The sequence below is a fragment of the Streptomyces sp. NPDC018693 genome (genome assembly GCF_044391385.1).
Classification (GTDB): Bacteria; Actinomycetota; Actinomycetes; order Streptomycetales; family Streptomycetaceae; genus Streptomyces.
In genome coordinates this window covers 124,413-143,511 of sequence record NZ_JBIRZZ010000014.1, presented here as the reverse complement: position 1 = coordinate 143,511, position 19,099 = coordinate 124,413, and the positions used below count along the sequence as shown (strand labels likewise).

Annotated in this window: 21 protein-coding genes and 4 tRNA genes; 6 read left to right on the top strand and 19 right to left on the bottom strand. The window is 71.7% G+C overall.

Going from position 1 to position 19,099, the window contains the following annotated elements; translation table 11 throughout:
• Positions 1 to 44 precede the first annotated feature (44 nt).
• Positions 45 to 117 (bottom strand) — tRNA-Trp (locus ACH5AC_RS30155).
• Positions 118 to 357: 240 nt separating this feature from the next.
• Here ACH5AC_RS30155 and ACH5AC_RS30150 point away from each other — a divergent pair.
• Entirely contained in the window at positions 358 to 1,584 is a 1,227-nt protein-coding gene (locus ACH5AC_RS30150) for a pyridoxal phosphate-dependent aminotransferase (RefSeq protein WP_398865369.1), read from the top strand.
• 120 nt (positions 1,585 to 1,704) lie between these two features.
• Positions 1,705 to 2,736 carry an adenosine deaminase gene (locus ACH5AC_RS30145; RefSeq protein WP_398865368.1) on the top strand — a complete coding sequence of 344 codons (1,032 nt, stop codon included), beginning with the start codon at positions 1,705 to 1,707 and terminating at the stop codon, positions 2,734 to 2,736.
• A gap of 4 nt (positions 2,737 to 2,740) precedes the next feature.
• Here ACH5AC_RS30145 and ACH5AC_RS30140 read toward each other — a convergent pair whose 3' ends face one another.
• The 6 genes from ACH5AC_RS30140 to ACH5AC_RS30115 form a co-directional block, all read right to left on the bottom strand.
• Positions 2,741 to 3,796: a UDP-N-acetylmuramate dehydrogenase gene (locus tag ACH5AC_RS30140; protein WP_398865367.1), complete on the bottom strand. Its 1,056-nt coding sequence runs from the start codon at positions 3,794 to 3,796 to the stop codon at positions 2,741 to 2,743.
• A gap of 44 nt (positions 3,797 to 3,840) precedes the next feature.
• The gene (locus ACH5AC_RS30135) at positions 3,841 to 4,269 is read right to left on the bottom strand and encodes a MaoC family dehydratase (protein WP_398865366.1); all 429 of its coding nucleotides are present in this window, start codon (positions 4,267 to 4,269) and stop codon (positions 3,841 to 3,843) included.
• Positions 4,270 to 4,274: 5 nt separating this feature from the next.
• Entirely contained in the window at positions 4,275 to 4,727 is a 453-nt protein-coding gene (locus ACH5AC_RS30130) for a MaoC family dehydratase N-terminal domain-containing protein (RefSeq protein ID WP_398865365.1), read from the bottom strand.
• A 119-nt stretch (positions 4,728 to 4,846) separates the two neighbouring features.
• Complete coding sequence (gene rpmG / locus ACH5AC_RS30125) at positions 4,847 to 5,011, bottom strand: 50S ribosomal protein L33 (RefSeq protein WP_003948671.1); 165 nt, start codon at positions 5,009 to 5,011, stop codon at positions 4,847 to 4,849.
• A gap of 94 nt (positions 5,012 to 5,105) precedes the next feature.
• A tRNA-Met gene (locus ACH5AC_RS30120) sits at positions 5,106 to 5,178 on the bottom strand.
• 46 nt (positions 5,179 to 5,224) lie between these two features.
• Positions 5,225 to 5,297, bottom strand: a tRNA-Thr gene (locus tag ACH5AC_RS30115).
• Between the two features lie 269 nt (positions 5,298 to 5,566).
• On the opposite strand from ACH5AC_RS30115, the gene ACH5AC_RS30110 reads away from it, so the two are divergent.
• Positions 5,567 to 6,826, top strand: coding sequence for an amidohydrolase family protein (locus ACH5AC_RS30110; protein WP_398865364.1), 1,260 nt, complete (start codon positions 5,567 to 5,569; stop codon positions 6,824 to 6,826).
• A gap of 76 nt (positions 6,827 to 6,902) precedes the next feature.
• The gene (locus tag ACH5AC_RS30105; protein ID WP_398865363.1) at positions 6,903 to 7,559 is read left to right on the top strand and encodes an NAD(P)H-binding protein; all 657 of its coding nucleotides are present in this window, start codon (positions 6,903 to 6,905) and stop codon (positions 7,557 to 7,559) included.
• 13 nt (positions 7,560 to 7,572) lie between these two features.
• Here ACH5AC_RS30105 and ACH5AC_RS30100 read toward each other — a convergent pair whose 3' ends face one another.
• Positions 7,573 to 7,785, bottom strand: a complete 213-nt coding sequence (locus ACH5AC_RS30100; protein WP_398865361.1) for a hypothetical protein — start codon at positions 7,783 to 7,785, stop codon at positions 7,573 to 7,575.
• Between the two features lie 72 nt (positions 7,786 to 7,857).
• A tRNA-Tyr gene (locus tag ACH5AC_RS30095) sits at positions 7,858 to 7,939 on the bottom strand.
• A 225-nt stretch (positions 7,940 to 8,164) separates the two neighbouring features.
• Between ACH5AC_RS30095 and ACH5AC_RS30090 the strand changes: the two genes are divergently transcribed.
• A complete protein-coding gene (locus ACH5AC_RS30090) occupies positions 8,165 to 8,653 on the top strand; it encodes a YajQ family cyclic di-GMP-binding protein (protein WP_398865360.1) in 489 nt (162 codons plus the stop codon).
• A 62-nt stretch (positions 8,654 to 8,715) separates the two neighbouring features.
• On the opposite strand, the gene ACH5AC_RS30085 is transcribed toward ACH5AC_RS30090, so the two are convergent.
• Positions 8,716 to 8,982, bottom strand: coding sequence for a GlsB/YeaQ/YmgE family stress response membrane protein (locus tag ACH5AC_RS30085; protein WP_398865358.1), 267 nt, complete (start codon positions 8,980 to 8,982; stop codon positions 8,716 to 8,718).
• 154 nt (positions 8,983 to 9,136) lie between these two features.
• Here ACH5AC_RS30085 and ACH5AC_RS30080 point away from each other — a divergent pair, with 154 nt between their 5' ends.
• Entirely contained in the window at positions 9,137 to 10,390 is a 1,254-nt protein-coding gene (locus ACH5AC_RS30080) for an APC family permease (RefSeq protein WP_398865357.1), read from the top strand.
• A gap of 27 nt (positions 10,391 to 10,417) precedes the next feature.
• Here the strand turns inward: ACH5AC_RS30080 and ACH5AC_RS30075 are convergent, their stop codons facing one another.
• The 9 genes from ACH5AC_RS30075 to ACH5AC_RS30035 form a co-directional block, all read right to left on the bottom strand.
• The gene (locus ACH5AC_RS30075) at positions 10,418 to 10,975 is read right to left on the bottom strand and encodes an SMI1/KNR4 family protein (protein WP_398865355.1); all 558 of its coding nucleotides are present in this window, start codon (positions 10,973 to 10,975) and stop codon (positions 10,418 to 10,420) included.
• A gap of 88 nt (positions 10,976 to 11,063) precedes the next feature.
• Positions 11,064 to 11,456 carry a YccF domain-containing protein gene (locus ACH5AC_RS30070; protein WP_398865354.1) on the bottom strand — a complete coding sequence of 131 codons (393 nt, stop codon included), beginning with the start codon at positions 11,454 to 11,456 and terminating at the stop codon, positions 11,064 to 11,066.
• A complete protein-coding gene (htpX, locus tag ACH5AC_RS30065) occupies positions 11,453 to 12,316 on the bottom strand; it encodes a zinc metalloprotease HtpX (RefSeq protein WP_398865353.1) in 864 nt (287 codons plus the stop codon). Before htpX ends, ACH5AC_RS30070 begins: the two co-directional genes overlap by 4 nt.
• A gap of 185 nt (positions 12,317 to 12,501) precedes the next feature.
• The gene (locus tag ACH5AC_RS30060) at positions 12,502 to 14,025 is read right to left on the bottom strand and encodes an NADH-quinone oxidoreductase subunit N (protein ID WP_398865352.1); all 1,524 of its coding nucleotides are present in this window, start codon (positions 14,023 to 14,025) and stop codon (positions 12,502 to 12,504) included.
• Entirely contained in the window at positions 14,022 to 15,596 is a 1,575-nt protein-coding gene (locus ACH5AC_RS30055) for an NADH-quinone oxidoreductase subunit M (RefSeq protein WP_398865351.1), read from the bottom strand. Before ACH5AC_RS30055 ends, ACH5AC_RS30060 begins: the two co-directional genes overlap by 4 nt.
• 6 nt (positions 15,597 to 15,602) lie before the next feature.
• On the bottom strand, positions 15,603 to 17,597 hold the full coding sequence (locus ACH5AC_RS30050) for an NADH-quinone oxidoreductase subunit L (RefSeq protein ID WP_398865349.1): 1,995 nt from the start codon (positions 17,595 to 17,597) through the stop codon (positions 15,603 to 15,605).
• The gene (gene nuoK / locus ACH5AC_RS30045; protein WP_398865348.1) at positions 17,594 to 17,971 is read right to left on the bottom strand and encodes an NADH-quinone oxidoreductase subunit NuoK; all 378 of its coding nucleotides are present in this window, start codon (positions 17,969 to 17,971) and stop codon (positions 17,594 to 17,596) included. The genes ACH5AC_RS30050 and nuoK overlap by 4 nt, the downstream gene beginning before the upstream one ends.
• Complete coding sequence (locus ACH5AC_RS30040; protein WP_398865347.1) at positions 17,971 to 18,555, bottom strand: NADH-quinone oxidoreductase subunit J; 585 nt, start codon at positions 18,553 to 18,555, stop codon at positions 17,971 to 17,973. The genes nuoK and ACH5AC_RS30040 overlap by 1 nt, the downstream gene beginning before the upstream one ends.
• Positions 18,552 to 19,097, bottom strand: coding sequence for a NuoI/complex I 23 kDa subunit family protein (locus ACH5AC_RS30035; RefSeq protein WP_398865346.1), 546 nt, complete (start codon positions 19,095 to 19,097; stop codon positions 18,552 to 18,554). The genes ACH5AC_RS30040 and ACH5AC_RS30035 overlap by 4 nt, the downstream gene beginning before the upstream one ends.
• Positions 19,098 to 19,099 lie beyond the last annotated feature (2 nt).

The window sequence follows — 19,099 nt, the reverse complement described above, 5'->3', positions numbered from 1 at the left end:
TGCTGTACGTACATGCGCACACATCCTGGCGAAGGTGTGTGTAGCAGGGCCGGAGGGACTTGAACCCCCAACCGCCGGTTTTGGAGACCGGTGCTCTACCAATTGAGCTACGACCCTTTGTGTCTCCCCCAACTTACCGCATCCGCCCGGATGCTCGGTGTGCACCGGAGGCGGATCGGCTGCTGAAGGCCAACGACGTGTGAGTGTACGTGGTCCTGGGCGCCTCGTCGAACGGAAACTGGCCGCGGGCCGAATCCGTCCGATGTTCAGCCCCGCGTCAGCCCATGTGTCCACGGCGTTGCCCAGTCCGTGAAACCGGCGTGCCGGGCGCGTTTCCGGTCTGAAACCATGGGCCTCATGAGCGCTGCACACCCTCCCACCGAGCGCCGGGTCTCGGCCCGCATCGGCGCGATCTCCGAGTCCGCCACCCTCGCCGTGGACGCCAAGGCCAAGGCCCTGAAGGCCGCCGGACGTCCGGTGATCGGCTTCGGCGCCGGTGAGCCCGACTTCCCGACGCCGGACTACATCGTCGAGGCGGCCGTCGATGCCTGCAGGAACCCGAAGTACCACCGCTACACGCCGGCCGGCGGCCTGCCCGAGCTGAAGGCCGCGATCGCCGCGAAGACGCTGCGCGACTCCGGCTACGAGGTCGACCCGTCGCAGATCCTCGTCACCAACGGCGGCAAGCAGGCCATCTACGAGGCGTTCGCCGCGATCCTCGACCCGGGCGACGAGGTCATCGTCCCGGCCCCGTACTGGACGACGTACCCGGAGTCGATCCGGCTGGCCGGCGGCGTCCCGGTGGAGGTCGTGGCCGACGAGACCACCGGCTACCGCGTCACCGTCGAGCAGCTGGAGGCGGCCCGCACGAAGAAGACGAAGGTCGTCCTCTTCGTCTCCCCGTCCAACCCGACCGGCGCGGTGTACTCCGAGGCCGAGACCGAGGCCATCGGCCGCTGGGCCGTCGAGCACGGCCTGTGGGTGCTCACCGACGAGATCTACGAGCACCTGGTCTACGGCGACGCCACGTCCGTCTCCCTGCCGGCGATCCTGCCGGAGCTGCGCGACAAGTGCGTCGTGGTCAACGGTGTCGCCAAGACGTATGCGATGACCGGCTGGCGCGTGGGCTGGATCATCGGCCCGAAGGACGTCGTCAAGGCCGCGACCAACCTGCAGTCGCACGCCACGTCGAACGTCTCCAACGTCGCCCAGGTGGCCGCCCTGGCCGCCGTCTCCGGCGACCTGGACGCGGTCGCGAAGATGCGCGAGGCGTTCGACCGCCGCCGCCGCACGATCGTGCGGATGCTGAACGAGATCGAGGGCGTGTACTGCCCCGAGCCCGAGGGCGCCTTCTACGCCTACCCCTCGGTGAAGGCCCTGATCGGCAAGGAGATCCGCGGCAAGCGCCCGCAGGACACCGTCGAGCTGGCCGCGCTGATCCTGGAGGAGGCCGAGGTCGCGGTCGTCCCGGGCGAGGCGTTCGGCACGCCGGGCTATCTGCGCCTGTCGTACGCGCTGGGTGACGAGGACCTCGTCGAGGGTGTCTCGCGGATCCAGAAGCTGCTGGCGGAGGCCCGCGACTGACGTCCACGCGCGTGTACGGGCCGTCTTCCTGCGGGGAGGCGGCCCGTTTCTTCGTGCGAGCAAGACCACGTTCGGGGAATCCGCTACCGGGGCGCCGGAGCCGTACGGCAGGATCGGCGAATGGAGCGTGTACGTGATGTCTCTGAACTGCCGAAAGCCCATCTGCACCTGCACTTCACCGGCTCGATGCGGCCGACGACCGTCCTCGAGCTGGCCGACAAGTACGGCGTGCGCCTGCCGGAGGCGCTGACCGAGGCCCTGACCAGCGGGGAGCCACCGCAGCTGCGGGCCACGGACGAGCGCGGCTGGTTCCGCTTCCAGCGCCTGTACGACGCGGCGCGCTCATGCCTGCGGGAGCCGGAGGACATCCAGCGGCTGGTGCGGGAGGCGGCGGAGGAGGACGTCAGGGACGGCTCCGGCTGGCTGGAGATCCAGGTCGACCCGACGTCGTACGCCCCTCGCCTGGGCGGTCTGATCCCGGCGCTGGAGATCATCCTGGACGCGGTGGAGACGGCGTCCCGGGACACCGGTCTGGGCATGCGGGTGCTGGTGGCCGCGAACCGGATGAAGCACCCGCTGGACGCGCGCACCCTGGCCCGCCTGGCGGTGCGCTACGCCGACCGTGGCGTGGTGGGCTTCGGCCTGTCGAACGACGAGCGGCGGGGCATGGCGCGCGACTTCGACCGCGCCTTCCACATCGCCCGGGAGGGCGGCCTGCTGTCGGCCCCGCACGGCGGCGAGCTGACCGGCCCGGCCTCGGTGCGCGACTGCCTGGACGACCTGCACGCGAGCCGGATCGGGCACGGGGTGCGCGCGGCGGAGGACCCGCGTCTGCTGCGGCGGCTGGCCGACCGGGGGGTGACCTGCGAGGTGTGCCCCGCGTCGAACGTGGCCCTGGGCGTGTACGAGAAGCCGGAGGACGTCCCCCTGCGCACCCTGTACGAGGCGGGCGTACCGCTGGCCCTCGGCGCGGACGATCCGCTGCTGTTCGGCTCCCGGCTCGCCGCTCAGTACGAGATCGCCCGCCGCCACCACGGCTTCACGGACGAGGAGCTGGCCGAGCTGGCCCGTCAGTCGGTGCGGGGCTCGGCGGCCCCGCGGGACGTGAAGGCCAAGCTGCTGTCGGGCGTGGACGACTGGCTGGCCGACTGAGGGCCTACAGCTCCACCCCGACCGTCACCGGCTCGTTGACCAGCGTGATCCCGAACGCCTCACGCACCCCGGCGACGACCTCGCGGGCCAGGGCCAGCAGGTCCTCCGTGGTGGCCTCGCCCCGGTTGGTGAGGGCGAGGGTGTGCTTGGTGGAGATGCGGGCGGGTCCGCTGCCGTAGCCCTTGGTGAAGCCGGCCCGGTCGATCAGCCAGGCCGCGGACGTCTTGGTGTGGCCCTTCCCCGCCGGGTAAGCGGGCGGCTCCACGCCCTCGCCGAGCCGCTCCCTCACGCGCGCGTGGAACGCGGCGAAGTCGGCGTCGGTGAGGATCGGGTTGGTGAAGAAGGAGCCGGCGGACCAGGTGTCGTGGTCCTCGGGGTCGAGCACCATGCCCTTCCCGGAGCGCAGCTTGAGCACGGTGTCGCGCGCGTGGTCGAGTGCGACCCGCTCGCCCTGTTCGACGCCGAGCGCCCGCGCGGTCTCGGCGTACTTGACGGGCGCCGACAGCCCGCCCGCGTCCTCCAGCTCGAAGCGGACGCGCAGGACGACATACCGGTCGGGGTCGGCCTTGAAGCGGCTGTGCCGGTAGGAGAAGGCGCACTCGGCGTTGGTGAGGGTGACCGTCTCGCCCGCGCGGCGGTCGTAGGCGATGACCTCCGTGATGGTGGCGGAGACCTCCTGGCCGTACGCCCCCACGTTCTGGATCGGGGTCGCGCCCGCCGAGCCGGGGATGCCGGCCAGGCACTCGATGCCGGCGAGCCCCGCCTCGACCGTGCGGGCGACGGCGTCGCTCCAGACCTCACCGGCGGCCAGCTCCAGCGTCGTACCGCTCAGCTCGAAGCCGCGGGTGGCGATCCGCAGGGCGGTGCCTGCGAAGCCCTTGTCGCCGATGACCAGGTTCGATCCGCCGCCGATGACCAGCAGCGGGGTGCCGGTGGCGTCGGCTTCGCGCACGACGTCGATCACCTCGGCGTCGGTGGTCGCGGTCACCAGCCGGGTCGCGGGACCGCCCAGCCGGAAGGTGGTCAGCGGGGCGAGGGGGGCGTCGTGAAGTACCTGCACGGGGGCAAGCCTACGAGACCCCACTGACAGCCCCGCCCGTCCGCTCAGGCCAGTCGTACGACCGCGCGGGACATGCCGAGCACCTTCTGCCCGCCGCTCGTCGCGGTCAGGTCCACACGGACGGTGTTGTCGTCGAGCTTGGCCGCGACCTTGCCGCCGACCTCGATGACCGCACCCTGGTCGTCGTTCGGCACGACGACCGGCTTGGTGAAGCGGACCCCGTACTCCACGACCGCGCCCGGATCCCCGGCCCAGTCCGTCACCACACGGATCGCCTCGGCCATCGTGAACATGCCGTGCGCGATGACGTCCGGCAGCCCGACCTCCTTGGCGAACTTCTCGTTCCAGTGGATGGGGTTGAAGTCCCCGGAGGCCCCCGCGTACCGCACGAGCGTGGCGCGTGTCACGGGGAAGGTCTGGGCGGGCAGCTCGGTGCCGACCTCGACGTCGTCGTAAGCGATCTTGGCCGTCATGTCCGTCAGCCCTCCTCGGCCGCGCGGGCGACGAGCTTGGTCCACGCGGTCACGACGTGCTCGCCGGCCTCGTCGTGGACCTCGCCGCGGATGTCCAGGATGTCGTTGCCGGCCATCGACTTGACGGCCTCGATGGTCGAGGTCACGGTCAGCCGGTCACCGGCGCGCACGGGGCGCGCGTAGGCGAACTTCTGGTCGCCGTGCACCACCCGGCTGTAGTCCAGGCCCAGCTGCGGATCCTGCACGACCTGGCCCGCGGCCTTGAAGGTGATCGCGAACACGAACGTCGGCGGAGCGATCACATCGGGGTGCCCGAGTGCCTTCGCCGCCTCCGGGTCCGTGTAGACCGGGTTCGGGTCCCCCACCGCCTCCGCGAACTCACGGATCTTCTCCCGGCCCACCTCGTAGGGCTCGGTGGGCGGATAGCTCCGCCCCACGAAGGACTGGTCGAGCGCCATGGCCCGGCACCTCCTGCTGTCTGTTGCGATCTGACCGACGGTGACCGACGGGTAACAGCCGTCGAAACGACATGAGGCCGCCCCCCGACTGCGGGGGCGGCCTCATGTACGAGCCTGATTTATCGCGTCTCGCGGTGCGCGGTGTGCGCGTTGCAACGCGGGCAGTGCTTCTTCATCTCAAGACGGTCCGGGTTGTTACGCCGGTTCTTCTTGGTGATGTAGTTCCGCTCCTTGCACTCCACGCAGGCCAGCGTGATCTTCGGGCGGACGTCGGTGGCAGCCACGTGAGTGCTCCTAAGACGAACGGGTGGAATAACTAATTCAACGCAAGAAAGAGTAGCCGATCGAAGGACCGACCCCGCAATCGGCTACTGTGAGTAGCGGTGACCGGACTTGAACCGGTGACACAGCGATTATGAGCCGCTTGCTCTACCGACTGAGCTACACCGCTGCGGTGCGATCGGTTCCCACCTCGCGGCGGGAACCTCTCTCACCAGAGCCCCAAAACGGAATCGAACCGTTGACCTTCTCCTTACCATGGAGACGCTCTGCCGACTGAGCTATTGGGGCGAGCGATGAAGACATTACACGGTCCGCGGCCGTTCGCCCAAATCCGTTTGGCGCCCGCCACCGGAGACCGTTTCCCGCCCGCCCCGGCGCCCTCCTGAGCCCCTCCGGGCGACCGGACCACACCGGTACGACTATTGCGCTCCTCCCCGACGGGGCCGTACCGCCGCCCTAGGCTCGACTCACTCTGCGTGATCTTGCCCCGAGCCCTTGCCAACCCCTCGTCCCCCAGCCGAACGCCTTCTCGAGTCCTGCCGAGCCTCTGGAGCGCGATGCCCGACAGCCAGCCGCAGCCGCCCCCTCCGCCGCCCTCCCCCGGCCCCTCCGGGCGGTCCGAGCAGAGCGCCCTGCTGCTGTGCGGGGCCCGGCTCACCGACGGCCGCACCGTGGACGTACGGCTGGGCGGCGGGCGCATCGAGGCGGTCGGCACCACCGGCAGCCTGGCGCCCGGCCCGGCCCCCGGCACCCGCCTGGACCTCAGCGGCTACGTCCTGCTGCCCGCCCCCGCCGAACCCCACGCGCACGCCGACACCGCCCTGTCCGCCGACGCCGACGGCCCGGTCTCCCACGCGCCCCAGGACGTCCAGCGCCGCGCCACCGAGGCGGCACTGCTCCAGCTCGGCCACGGCGCGACCGCGCTGCGCGCACACGTACGCGTGGGCGACGTCCAGGGACTCGGCGCCCTGACCGCCGTACTGCGGACGCGGCGCTCGCTGCACGGCCTCACCGAGCTGACGACGGTCGCGGTGCCCCGGCTGCTGACCGGCGCCGCCGGGGCGGACGGGCTCGCGATGCTGCGGGACGCGCTGAAGATGGGCGCCTCGGTGGTGGGCGGCTGTCCGGACCTCGACCCCGACCCCACCGGCTACGTCGAGACCGTCCTGGAGGTCGCCTCCGAGCACGGCTGCCCCGTCGACCTGCACACCGACGCCGCCGACCCGGCGCGCCTGGCCCGTCTCGCGGCGATGGCCGGCGGGCTGCGCCCCGGCGTCACCCTCAGCCCCTGCGGCGGCCTCGACCGCCTGCCCGCCGACGCCGCCGCACGCACCGCCGACCAGCTCGCCGCGGCCGGCGTGACGGTGGTGTGCCTGCCGCAGGGCGGTTGCGGGGGCGTGGAGGGGCGCGGCACGACGCCCGTACGACTGCTGCGCGCGGCCGGGGTGCGGGTGGCGGCCGGCAGCGGCGCTCTGCGGGACGTGTCGAACCCGGTCGGCCGGGGCGACCCCCTGGAGGCCGCCTACCTGCTGGCGTCCCGGCACGGGCTGCGCCCCGAGGACGCCTACGACGCCGTCAGCGCCTCCGCCCGGGCCGCCCTGGGCCTGCCCGAGGTGCGCGTGGAGGCGGGCTTCCCGGCCGACCTGCTGGCGGTGCGCGGCGACCGCCTGGCGGGGGCGCTGTCCCTGGCGTACAGCAGGATCGTGATCCACCGGGGCTGCGTGGTGGCCCGGACCAGCGCGGTCCGCGAGTACTGCAACTCGGCGGCGGCAGCGGAGTTGGGGCTGCCGCGGCAGGGACGCAAGGACCTGTCGTAGCGGGCCTCGGCACGGTTCGCGAGGCCCTGCGGCGGTCATGCGGCGCGGGCGGCCGTCCGGGCGTACGGTCGGAAACATGCGCATTGTCATCGCTGGTGGTCATGGTCGGATCGCGTTGCGGCTGGAGCGGCTGCTCGCCGCGCGCGGGGACGAGGTCGCGGGGATCATCCGCAACGCGAAACAGGGCGACGACCTGCGGGAGGCGGGCGCCGAACCGGTGCTGCTGGACCTGGAGTCGGCCTCGGTGGAGGAGGTCGCGGCGCATCTGCAGGGAGCGGACGCGGCGGTGTTCGCGGCGGGCGCCGGCCCGGGCAGCGGCGCGGCCCGCAAGCACACGGTCGACAAGGGCGCGGCGGTCCTCTTCGCCGACGCGGCGGTCCGCGCGGGCGTACGCCGCCTCCTGGTCGTGTCGTCGATGGGCGCGAACCCCGAGCACCAGGGCGACGAGGTCTTCGACGTCTACCTGCGCGCCAAGGGCGAGGCCGACGCCTATGTGCGGGGCCTGGACGCGCTCGACTGGACGATCCTGCGCCCCGGTTCGCTCACGGACGACGCCGGCAAGGGCCTGGTCCGGCTGGAGGCGCACACCGGACGGGGCCCGGTCCCGCGCGACGACGTGGCCGCCGTCCTCGCCGAACTCATCGACACCTCGGCGACCGCGGGCCTCACCCTGGAGCTGGTCAGCGGCTCGACGCCGGTGTCCGTGGCGGTGAAGTCGGTGGCCGGGGAATGAGCCTGAGGGCCGGTCAGAACAGCGGCAGCTGACCGGGGATCTCGGGGACGACGTAGCCGTCCAGGGAGGGCTGGACCGTGCCGAGTTGGGCGGTGCGGCGCGATCCGGGGCAGGAGGTCAGCCCGCCGCTTTCCCGCGCGCCCGGTGGGTCGTGGCGGGCGAACCGTCCGGCGACGACGGCGATCTCACGACGGCACTCGGGGCAGGTTCTGCGACGGCTGGACATGAGCTGCGACCTTACATACCGAAAAGCCCCTCCGCTCTGCGTTTCCGCAGCTCGGAGGGGCTCTCGTCCGTGTGGCGGCGCCAGGATTCGAACCTGGGTAGGCTAAGCCGACGGATTTACAGTCCGCTCCCATTGGCCACTCGGGCACACCGCCTGGGATTGCCGCCCTTCGAACCGCTTTTCGGCGGTGCTCCGTGGCGACGACGTAAACGATACCCGATGTGGAGGGGTGCTTCGCCACTCGATTGATCAGCACCCGGAGGCAGCGGGGTGGCTAGGCTTGTCCGGATGCGGCCCGGACCCCCCGCGGGGCCCGGCGGCAGCCCCCGCGGACGCCGACGCGCACCGATACGCACCCCGAACCAAGGAGCCACAGGACATGGCCGACTCCAGTTTCGACATCGTCTCGAAGGTCGAGCGGCAGGAGGTCGACAACGCCCTCAACCAGGCCGCCAAGGAGATCTCGCAGCGCTACGACTTCAAGGGCGTGGGCGCCTCCATCTCGTGGTCCGGCGAGAAGATCCTCATGGAGGCGAACTCCGAGGACCGGGTGCTGGCGGTGCTCGACGTCTTCCAGTCCAAGCTCATCAAGCGCGGTATCTCGCTGAAGGCGCTGGATGCGGGCGAGCCCCAGCTCTCCGGCAAGGAGTACAAGCTCTTCGCGTCGATCAAGGAGGGCATCTCCCAGGAGAACGCCAAGAAGGTCGCCAAGCTCATCCGCGACGAGGGCCCCAAGGGCGTGAAGGCGCAGGTCCAGGGCGACGAACTGCGCGTCAGCTCCAAGAGCCGCGACGACCTGCAGACCGTCATCGCCCTGCTGAAGGGCCAGGACTTCGACTTCGCGCTGCAGTTCGTGAACTACCGGTAGTGGTCGATGAGGGGCGGGCGCCGTCGGCGTCCGCCCCCGCGTGTGTTCCGTCGCGTGGGTGCTCAGTCGCGGGAGTGCCCGAACAGGATCCGGTAGGCGATCAGCAGGACGAGGGAGCCGCCGATCGCCGAGGCCCAGGTGGCGCCGTCGTAGAAGTCCTTGCTGATCGGGTGGTCCAGCCAGCGGGCCGATATCCAGCCGCCGACGAAGGCCCCCGCGATGCCGATGAGGGTCGTGCCGACGAGCCCGCCGGGGTCACGGCCCGGCAGCAGGATCTTGGCGATGACGCCGGCCAACAGTCCGAGGATGATCCACGCGAGGATTCCCATGCCCTGAACCTGCCCTTCCGCTCTGTGTCCGTGCTGTCCGCGCACTGTGATCTTGCTCATTCCGTCCGCCAGACAGGCTTCTGTTCGTTTTCCGTTGAAGGAAACGACGGACCGGCGGCAATCGCCGGTTCCCCGGCTGAGTAGGGTGCGGCCCATGACACAGTCCGGTCCCACCGCCGAGCTCCGGCGCACCCTGGGCGTCCCCGACGCCGTCGTCATCGGGCTCGGCTCCATGGTCGGTGCCGGGATCTTCGCCGCCCTGGCGCCCGCCGCCCGCGCGGCCGGCTCCGGGCTGCTGCTCGGCCTCGCCGTCGCCGCGGTCGTCGCCTACTGCAACGCCATCTCGTCGGCCCGGCTGGCCGCCGTGTACCCGGCGTCCGGCGGCACCTACGTCTACGGCCGCGAGCGGCTCGGCGAGTTCTGGGGCTACCTCGCGGGCTGGTCCTTCGTGGTCGGCAAGACCGCCTCCTGCGCGGCGATGGCGCTGACCGTGGGCGCCTACGTCTGGCCGGACCAGGCGCACGCGGTGGCGGTCGCGGCCGTGGTGGCGCTGACGGCCGTGAACTACGGCGGCGTCCAGAAGTCGGCCTGGCTGACGCGGGCGATCGTGACGGTCGTCCTGGCGGTCCTCGCTTCCGTCGTGGTCGTGTGCCTGGGCTCCGGGGACTCCGACGCCGGGCGGCTGGACATAGGCGCGTCCGGGGGCGCCTGGGGCATCCTGCAGGCGGCCGGGCTGCTGTTCTTCGCCTTCGCGGGGTACGCGCGCATCGCCACCCTCGGCGAGGAGGTACGGGATCCGGCGCGCACCATCCCCCGCGCGATCCCGCTGGCCCTGGGCATCGCGCTGGCCGTGTACGCGTGCGTGGCCGTCGCGGTGCTCTCCGTGCTGGGGGACGGGGGCCTCGGTCGCGCGGACGCGCCGCTGGCGGACGCGGTGCGCGCCGCGGGCGTGCCGGGGCTGGTGCCGGTGGTGCGGGTCGGGGCCGCCGTGGCCGCGCTCGGTTCGCTGCTCGCCCTGATCCTGGGCGTGTCCCGGACCACCCTCGCCATGGCCCGCGACCGGCATCTGCCCCAAGCACTGTCCGCCGTGCATCCCCGCTTCCAGGTGCCGCACCGGGCGGAACTGGCCGTGGGCGCGGTCGTCGCCGTCCTCGCCGCCACCGTCGACGTACGAGGCGCGATCGGCTTCTCCTCCTTCGGCGTGCTGACGTACTACGCGGTGGCCAACGCCTCCGCCTGGACCCTGAACCCGGCCCCGCGCGCCCGCGCCCTGCCCGCCCTGGGCCTCGTCGGTTGCGTGGTCGTGGCGTTCGCCCTGCCGGCGACATCGGTGATCGCGGGCACGAGCGTGCTGGCGGTGGGGGTACTGGCGTACGGCGTCCGGCGCTGGTCGGCCACCCGCCGCTAGCACGGACCGACTGCGCCCCTTCCTCTCTCAGGCGGCCCGTGTGCGTATGCGGAACTCCTCCCAGTGGGGCATGTCCATCGCCTCGTCCGGGTCGTCGTACCAGCCTGTGCCGTCCAGCCAGGCTTGCAGCCAGGTCGTGAGGGTGGGGGCATCCACGTACCAGGCGTGGTCCGCGTCGTGGGCGTTCGGTTCGAAGAGGAGGACGGGGGCCTGTGGGGTGCGGCAGTCGACGCAGGCGTACATGGCGCAGCCCCAGTGGGATATCGGCAGCACGCCCTCGGGCCATGGCCAGTCGGGATCCTTGCGGCCGCCCTGACGGTTGGCGAGGTACTGCGGGACGGCGGCGGGCTCGCCGGCCGGCAGGTTGTCGAGCAGGGGCAGCAGGCCGTACTCCGGGCCGAATCCGCCGTCCCCTATGCGCAGATACAGGTCGGCGAGCAGCGGCGGCAGGGGGAAGCCCAGGGCGGCCTCGGCGCGGGCCAGGGTGTCCGCGTCGACGGGCTCGGGCAGGGAACTCCAGCCCCAGGGGCGGGTGGTGCGCGCCTTGGCCGCCACCCGTGCCAGCAACTGCTCGATCTCGGTCATGCGTTCATGATGCAAGCCGCCACTGACAACCGGGCCGGCCTGTGGACAACCGGCCGGCTGTGGACAACTCGGCACCCCCGCCGGGGGATCAGCGACCCGCGAACGGCTGGTCGGTGCGGACGATGTCGCGGCCCAGCGGGAGCAGCGAGACCGGGATCATCTTGAAGTTGGCGATGCCGAACGGGATCCCGATGATCGTCAGGCAGAGGGCGACGCCCGTGACGATGTGGCCGAGCGCCAGCCACCAGCCCGCGAGGACCAGCCACAGCACATTGCCGAGGCAGGAAGGCGCGCCGGCGTCGCGTCGCTCGACCGTCGTGTAGCCGAAGGGCCAGAGCGCGTAGATCCCGATACGGAAAGCGGCGATGCCGAACGGGATGCCGATGATCGTGATGCACAGCAGCAGGCCCGCCAGGACGTAGCCGAGGAACAGCCAGAAGCCGCTCAGGACGAGCCATATGACGTTCAGGACGGTCTTCACTGGTGGTGACCTGCCATCTTCTCGAGGCGGGCGATGCGCTCCGCCATCGGCGGGTGGGTGGAGAACATCTTGGACATGCCCTGGCCGGCGCGGAACGGGTTCGCGATCATCATGTGGCTCGCGGACTCGATGCGCGGCTCGGGCGGCAGCGGCAGCTGCTTGGTGCCCGCGTCGAGCTTGCGCAGGGCGGCGGCGAGGGCCAGGGGGTCGCCGGTGAGCCGGGCGCCGGAGGCGTCCGCCTCGTACTCTCTGGAGCGGCTGATGGCGAGCTGGATGAGGCCGGCCGCGAGGGGGCCGAGGATCATGATCAGGAGCATGCCGAGCAGGCCGGGGCCGTCATCGTCGTCGGAGCGGCCGATGGGGATCAGCCAGGCGAAGTTCACCAGGAACATGATCACGGAGGCGAGGGCGCCGGCGACCGAGGAGATCAGGATGTCGCGGTTGTAGACGTGGCTGAGTTCATGGCCGATGACGCCGCGCAGTTCGCGCTCGTCGAGGAGGCGCAGGATGCCCTCGGTGCAGCACACGGCGGCGTTGCGCGGGTTGCGGCCGGTCGCGAAGGCGTTGGGTGCCTCGGTCGGGGAGATGTACAGGCGGGGCATCGGCTGGCGGGCCTGGGTGGAGAGCTCGCGGACCATGCGGTAGAGGCCCGGGGCCTCGAACTCGCTGACGGGGCGGGCGCGCATCGCGCGGAGGGCCAGTTTGTCGCTGTTCCAGTACGCGTACGCGTTGGTTCCGACGGCGATCAGGACGGCGACGATCAGGCCCGTGCGGCCGAAGAGGCTGCCGATGACGATGATGAGGGCGGACAGCCCTCCGAGGAGTACTGCGGTCCTGAGCCCGTTGTGCCGGCGGTGCACGGTACGCCCTCCAAGTCGTGCGGCAGGGGAACCCTTTGCTTGCTGGTCTCCGGTCCGACCGGTGTCTTCTCCAGTGGACCCTCCCGTCATGGTCAACGCCAGGCGGGAGTCGCGGGTTCCCTGGCGCGTCCGGCGCCGGGCATGGGCCGTCCGGGTGACGGACGGCCCATGGGATCGCGCGTCGCTCAGAAGAGGGCCGTGTCGGTGTAGCGCAGGATCAGCTGGGGCGCTCCCGACAGGGCGATGCCGAGGACGGCGGTGAGGGTGATCGCGGCCGTGAGGGGGGCGGGGACACGGTGCCGGACGGGCTCGCCCTCGGGCGCGCGGAACAGCAGGGCCGTCCACTGGAGGTAGTAGACCAGCGCGATCACCACGTTGGCGGCCATGACGACGGCCAGCCAGCCGAGGCCCGCGTCGACGGCGGCGGAGAAGACGGTGACCTTCGCGAAGAGGCCGATGATGCCCGGGGGCAGCCCGGCGAGGCAGAGCAGGAAGAAGGCCAGGAGGAGCGCGGCGAGCGGGTTGGTGGCGTAGAGGCCGCGGTAGTCGGTGATCCGGTTGGTCGTCCTCGTACGGCCGACGAGGGCGGCCACCGCGAAGGCGCCGAGGTTCACGGCGCCGTACATGAGGGCGTAGGCGATGGTGGAGCCGATGGCGTGCTCGGCGTCGTCGGTGTAGGCGGCCGCGGCGATCGGGACGAGGAGGTAGCCGGCCTGGCCGACGGACGACCAGGCGAGCAGGCGTACGGCGCTGTACGCGCGTGTGGCCTGCTGGCGCAGCGCGCCGACGTTGCCGATGGTCATGGTGAGCGCGGCGAGGGCGGCGAGGGCGGGGCCCCAGACGTCGGCGTAGGAGGGGAAGCCGATGACGGTGACGAGGATGAGGCCGGAGAAGCCCACGGCCTTGCCGACGACCGACAGGTAGGCGGCGACGGGCAGGGGGGCTCCGACGTAGGTGTCGGGGACCCAGAAGTGGAAGGGGACGGCCGCGGTCTTGAAGGCGAAGCCGACCAGGGTGAGGGCGACGCCGGTCTGGGTGAGGGTGTGGAGCTGTCCGTCGACGTTCTGGAGGCGGTCGGCGATCTGGGTGAGGTAGAGGGTGCCGGTCGACGCGTAGACGAAGCTGATGCCCAGGAGGCTGACGGTGGTCGCGGTGACGGACGACAGGAAGAACTTCAGGGCCGCTTCGGAGGACCTGCGGTCGCCGTGGCGAAGGCCGACGAGGGCGAAGGCGGGCAGGGAGGCGACCTCCAGGGCGACGACGAGGGTGGCGAGGTCGCGGGAGGCGGGCAGGAGGGCGGCGCCGGCGGCGGAGGACGACAGCAGGAACCAGAACTCCCCTTCGGGGAGTTTCCCTCGTTCGTCCTTGAGGGCGGTGACGGACAGCAGGGAGGCCAGCAGGGCGCCGCCCAGGACGAGGAACTGGATGACGAGGGTGAAGCGGTCGGCGGTGTAGCTGCACACGTCCGGCTCGCCGACGACGCAGAAGGTGGAGCGGTCGCCGTCCAGAAGGGGCAGCAGCAGGGCGGTGGAGACGGCGAGGCCGGCGACCGAGAGCCAGCCGAGGACGGCCTTCTTCGCGTCGGGCACGAACAGGTCGGCGACCAGGACGGCCAGGCCGACGACCGCCGCCAGGGTGGGCGGGGCGATCGCGAGCCAGTCGACGGACTGGACCAGGTTCTGGGCCTGCGGCTGAGCCAGGGCGCTCATCGGGTGCCTCCTGCGAGGAGCTGCTGCACGGCCGGGTCGGTGAGGCCGAGGAGGGCCCTGGGCCAGAGGCCGGCGACGACGGTGAGGGCGACGAGCGGGGTCCAGGCCACGAGCTCGTACGTCCGTACGTCGGCGAGCTTCGGGGCGTCCTGCGGTACGGCGCCCATGCACACGCGGCGGACGACGACCAGCAGGTAGGCGGCCGTGAGCAGGGTGCCGAACGCGGCGATCGCGGTGAAGGTGAGGAAGGCGGGGCGGCTGAGGTCCTCGGCGGGCCTGAACGCGCCGAACAGGGCGAGCATCTCGCCCCAGAACCCGGCGAGGCCGGGCAGCCCGAGGGAGGCCACGGCGGCGAAGGCGAGCAGTCCGCCGAACCGCGGGGCCTTGCCGTACAGGCCCGCGCCGGTCCGCTCGGCGAGGGTGTCGAGGTCGGTGGTGCCGGTGCGGTCCTTCAGGGCGCCGACGAGGAAGAAGAGCAGGCCGGTGATGAGGCCGTGGGCGATGTTGGCGAAGAGGGCGCCGTTCACACCGGTCGGGGACATCGTGGCGATGCCGAGGAGGACGAAGCCCATGTGGCCGACGGAGGAGTAGGCGATGAGCCGCTTCAGGTCGCCCTTGGCGCCCCGCTTGGCGAGGGCCAGGCAGGCCAGGGAGCCGTAGATGATGCCGACGACGGCGAAGGCGGCGAGGTAGGGCGCGAAGGTGCGGAAACCGTCCGGTGCGACAGGGAGGAGGATGCGGACGAAACCGTACGTGCCCATCTTCAGCAGGACGCCGGCCAGCAGCACCGAGCCGACGGTCGGGGCGGCGGTGTGGGCGTCGGGCAGCCAGCTGTGCAGGGGCCACATCGGCGTCTTCACCGCAAGCCCGATCCCGACCGCCAGTACGGCGATGACCTGCACGGATGTGGTCAGCGACCGGCCGTTGTCAGTGGCGAGTGCCACCATGTCGAATGTGCCCGCTCGCAGGCCGATCAGGAGCAGGCCGAGCAGCATGACCACCGAGCCGAGCAGCGTGTAGAGGATGAACCTCCAGGCGGCCTCGGCGCGGCCCTCGCCGCCCCAGCGGGCGATGAGGAAGTACATCGGGATCAGGACCATCTCGAAGGCGAGGAAGAACAGCAGCAGGTCGAGGACGGCGAAGGCGGCGAGGGTGCCGGACTCCAGGACGAGCAGCAGGGCGACGAACGCCTTCGGGGCCGGGCCCGCGGGCGGCTTGAAGTACGAGTAGAGCGCGCAGAGGAAGGTCAGCAGCGCGGTCAGGACCAGCAGGGGGAGGGAGATGCCGTCGATGCCGAGGTGGATGCGCACGTCGAGTGCGGGGATCCAGCTGATGTCGGTGCTGGCCTGCATCGTCGACGGATGGTCGTGGTCGAAGCCGAGCGCCAGGACGATCGCGGCGATGAGGACGGCGCCGGTGACGGTCACGCCGTGCCGGAGCACGGCCTGCTCGGGGGACTTCCCCTTCAGCCCGGGCGGGGCAGGCAGGAGAGCGGCGGCGGCGCCGAGGAGCGGGCCGACGACGACGAACGCGAGAAGGAACTGCATCACGGACTCGTTGATATCGATCACGCCTGCTCACGCTCCCGTGGCGACGAGGACGGCGGCGACCGCGAGGACCACGGTGCCGGCGAGCAGCGCGCTCACATAGGTCTGCACATTGCCGGTCTGGGCGCGCCGTACGGCGATGCCGAGCCAGCGGGGTAGGGCGCCCGCGCCGCGTACGTAGGTCTCGACGACCTCGCGGTCGAGGAACCGCACGAGGGTGGCGCCGGCCTGGACCGGGCGAACGAACAGGGCCCGGTAGACGGCGTCCAGGTGGAAGCCGGTGGCCGCGTGGCGGTGGAGGGGGCCGAGCAGCAGCCGTCCTGGGTCGGCGGGGTCCGGCGCGGAGGTCAGGTCGCCGTAGGCGGGGGCGTGGGTGGCGATGGCCTCGGCCTCGACCTGGGCGGCGTCGCCCTCGGGGTGGGCGGCGACCGCGCCCAGCGGGATGTGGGCGGCCGCCGTGGTGAGGTGCCGCCAGGCCGCGTAGGTGACCAGGCCGCCGACCAGGGCGATCCCTGTGCCGAGGACGGAGGTGGTGAGGGTCGGGGCGAGGTCGCCGCCGTCGAACCAGTCGGGCAGCGTGCGGTAGGCGAGCCCGCCGAGGGCAAGGGACGGCACGGCGAGCACCCACAGGACGGCGGTCATGGTCAGCGGCTGCCGCCCGTGGTCAGGGGCCTCGGTGCCCCGGCCGCGGAAGGCCAGCAGCCACAGGCGCGTCGCGTAGGCGGCGGTGAGGAGGGCGGTGAGCAGGGCGGCGACGAGGACGATCCAGCCGGCGGCGCCGGGGGCGTGCTCGGTGTGGCCGCCGGTGACGTGCTCGGCGGCGCCGAGGACGGACTCCTTGGAGAAGAAGCCGCTGAAGGGCGGGATCGCGGCGAGCGCGAGCAGCGCCACGGTCATCGTCCAGTAGGCGTCGGGGACGCGGGCGCGCAGGCCGGTCATGCGGGACATGGCGGCCAGCGAGTTGGTGCCGGCGGCGTGGATGATCACGCCGGCGCCGAGGAACAGCAGGGCCTTGAAGGCGCCGTGGGAGAGGAGGTGGAAGACGGCGGCACCGCGGTCGGCGACGGCGAGGGCGCCGGTCATGTAGCCGAGCTGGCCGATGGTCGAGTAGGCGAGGACGCGTTTGATGTCGTCCTGGGCGAGCGCGGCGAGGCCGGAGCCGATCATCGTCACGGCGGCCATCACGGCGAGCACGACCATCGCGGCCTGCGACGCCTCGAAGACCGGGAGGAGCCGGGCGATGAAGTAGACGCCGGCGGCGACCATCGTCGCGGCGTGGATCAGCGCGGAGACGGGTGTGGGGCCCGCCATCGCGTCGGGGAGCCAGGTGTGCAGCGGGAACTGCGCCGACTTGCCGGCCACGCCCGCGAGGAGCAGCAGGGCGATCAGGGTCGGGTGGTCGAGCCCGCCGTTCGCGACGGCGCCGAGGACCTGGGTGATCCGGAAGGAGCCGGTGTCGGTGGCGAGGGCGAACAGACCGATGAGGAAGGGGACGTCGCCGAGCTTGGTGACGAGGAACGCCTTGAGGGAGGCGGCGCGGGCCTCGGGGGTCTCCCAGTAGTGGCCGACGAGGAAGTACGAGCAGATGCCCATGACTTCCCAGCCGACCAGCAGCACCATCAGGTCGCCGGAGTAGACGACGAGGAGCATCGCGGAGGTGAACAGGGAGACGAGCGCGGCGTACGAGGGGTAGCGGGGGTCCTCGCGGAGGTAGCCCGTGGAGTAGATCTGCACGCAGGAGGCGACCAGGCCGACCAGGACGGCGACCAGGGCGGCGAAGCCGTCGATGTGCAGGGCCAGCTCGATCGGCACGGAGCCGGTCGGGGTGAGTTCGGTGGCGGCGTCGACGGCGGTGTCCCCGCCCTGGCGTACGGCGACGATCGCGGCGAGTACGAGGGAGGTGAGCGTCGGCAGGACGGCGAGCGGGCGGACGAAGCCGGGGGCGGTGCGGCCCAGGAGCAGGCCGGCGGCGGCGCCGAGGAACGGCAGGAGGGGGACGAGGACGGCGAGGGTGGTGGTGGTCACGCGGTGGCCTCGGCCTTCTCGGCGCCCGTCTCGGTCGCGGGGGTGTCGGTCTCGTGGCCCTCGGCGGTGTCGCGGAGCTTGTCGATGTCCGAGGTGCCGCGGTTGCGGTACACGGCGAGGACGATCGCCAGGCCGATGCCGATCTCGGCGGCGGCGATGGCGATGATGAACAGGGTCAGGGCCTGCCCGGAGTGCAGGGTCTCCTCGGCGGCCTTGCTGAGCCAGACGTCGAAGGCGACCAGGTTGAGGTTGACGGCGTTGAGCATCAGCTCGACCGACATCAGGACCAGGATCGCGTTGCGGCGGGCGAGGACGCCGTAGAGGCCGGTGCAGAAGAGGAGGGCGGAGAGGACCGCGGGGTAGGCGAGGTGCATCAGCGGGTCCCCTCCTGCTCGTCCGTCGTGTCGGCCGTCATCCCGTTCGCCTTCGCCTTGCGGGACAGGACGATCGCGCCGACCAGTGCGGCGAGGAGGAGGACGGAGAGGGCCTCGAAGGGGAGGACCCAGTTCTGGAAGAGGCTTGCGCCGGTGACCCTGGTGGAGCCGGCGGCGGGGCCGTCCAGGTCGATCCAGGTGGTGCGGAAGGCGTCGACGACCACCCAGATCAGCGCGGCCGCGGCGGCGACGGCGACCGTGAGGGCGGCCCAGCGGTTGCCGGAGTCCGCGTCCGGGGAGCGGCCGATGGGGGCCCTGGTGAGCATCAGACCGAAGAGGAGGAGGACGACCACTGAGCCGACGTAGATGAGGACCTGCACCCAGGCGATGAACTCGGCCGTCAGCAGGAGGTACTCGACGGCGAGGCCGCCGAGGGCCACCACCAGCCACAGGGCGGCGTGCACCAGCTGCTTGGTGGTGACGGTGACGAGGGCGGCGCCGAAGGTGAGCAGGCCGACGAGGAGGAAGGCGATCTCGACGCCGGTCGGGGAGAGGAAGCCGTGGGTTTCGGCAGCGAGGCTCATGCGTCTCCCTCCCGCGGCTCGGCCTGCGCGGCCAGCTTCTCGGCGGTCTTGCGGGCGGCGGCGACCTCCTTGGGCTCCTCGGCGCCGGGGTCGAGGGCGGGCGGGGCCGGGACGGTCCACATCCACTCGCGGAGCTTGTCGCGCTCGTGGGTGAGGTCGCGGATGTCGGTCTCGGCGTACTCGAACTCGGGCGACCAGAAGAGGGCGTCGAAGGGGCAGACCTCGATGCAGATACCGCAGTACATGCACAGGGAGAAGTCGATGGCGAAGCGGTCGAGGACGTTGCGGCTGCGTTCGCGGCCGCCGGGGGTCGCCGCCGGGACCGTCTCCTTGTGGGAGTCGATGTAGATGCACCAGTCGGGGCACTCACGGGCGCAGAGCATGCAGACCGTGCAGTTCTCCTCGAACAGGCCGATCACTCCGCGGGTGCGGGGCGGGAGTTCGGGCTGGGCGTCGGGATACTGCTCGGTGACCGACTTGCGCGTCATCGTGCGGAGGGTGACGGCCAGGCCCTTGGCGAGGCCGCTGCCGGGGATGGCCATAG